Origin of the sequence: Spirillospora albida (genome assembly GCF_000718255.1) — a bacterium.
GTDB classification, from domain to species: domain Bacteria; phylum Actinomycetota; class Actinomycetes; order Streptosporangiales; family Streptosporangiaceae; genus Spirillospora; species Spirillospora albida.
On record NZ_JOFJ01000055.1, the window covers coordinates 1 to 999 of the forward strand.

The 999-nt window shown below is 66.4% G+C and carries 1 protein-coding gene and 1 pseudogene; both read left to right on the forward strand.

Features of this window, described 5'->3' with window-relative positions; translation table 11 throughout:
• Positions 1–116: 116 nt before the first annotated feature.
• Positions 117–731 (forward strand): SMI1/KNR4 family protein, encoded by a 615-nt coding sequence (locus IE99_RS30860; RefSeq protein WP_030177488.1) that lies wholly within the window; start codon positions 117–119, stop codon positions 729–731.
• Positions 732–858: 127 nt separating this feature from the next.
• Positions 859–999 (forward strand): annotated as a pseudogene (locus IE99_RS33790) (IS982 family transposase); the annotation flags it as partial.

The window sequence follows — 999 nt, forward strand, 5'->3', positions numbered from 1 at the left end:
TTGAGGTCCACACCGAGTACCTGGACCGGCAGCAAGCAGCGTAGATCTGCCCGCAGATCACCATCAGTCAGCTGTCCGGAAAGCGCGGGGCCCCTCACCCTCCCTGAGGAGACAGCATGAGTGAGGTTCTGCGCGCCTGGGCGCGCATCACCGGCTGGCTGCGCGAGCACGCACCTCTGTCTCACGCCAGCCTTAGCCCCGGCGCCACCCGAACCGACATCAGCGCCGCCCAGCACCAGCTCGGCTTTTCCCTCCACGAGGAGCTGATCGCCTTGCTGCTGGTCAACAACGGCTCCGCCGAGGAACCCGACGTTGACGGAGATGACGAGGGCGAGATCTGGCCCGGCGAATTCCTCAACGGCCACCATCTACTTCCACTGGAAAATCTGCGCGCCGAACGGTTGCGGATGGTCGGCCTCGCCAGCAGCGAGCAGCGAGCGCACCTCGGCTCCTGGGTGCCATGGACTGCGCCGCTGAGCGACCCGCAGAGTTTCACCATGATCGACCATCGCGGGCTGATCGGCCACTTCAGCTACGGCACCTGGGAACTGCAACCCTCCGACACGTCTTTGCCTGAATACTTGAGCAGCATCGCCGATGCTCTGGAATTGGGCACCGGCCCGCTCATCACACCTACCCGGGTACCCGGCACGAGCCTGGGCGCGTTGCTATGGGGCGACCCCGCCAATCCCCCCGTCGAGGAGGCCCCTTGGGCTCCTGTGCACGGCTGAACCGTGGCCATCCGGGCTGGTGTCACCTCCTACTAGATCGTTGATGGGAAATTGCTGGATCGGGTGCGGGCACGGCGAAGGGCGCCCATGGTCGGTGTGTGAAAACTGACTTGGACGCCCTTCTGACCGCACGCGGCTGTTGACCGATGCCGAGCTGGTGTGCGTCGCGGTCGCCCAGGTGCTGCTGGGGTGTGATTCCGAGCGTCGGTGGCTGCGGGCGGCGCCGGCCCGGATCGGGCACCTGTTCCCGCGCCTGCCCGGCCAGTCC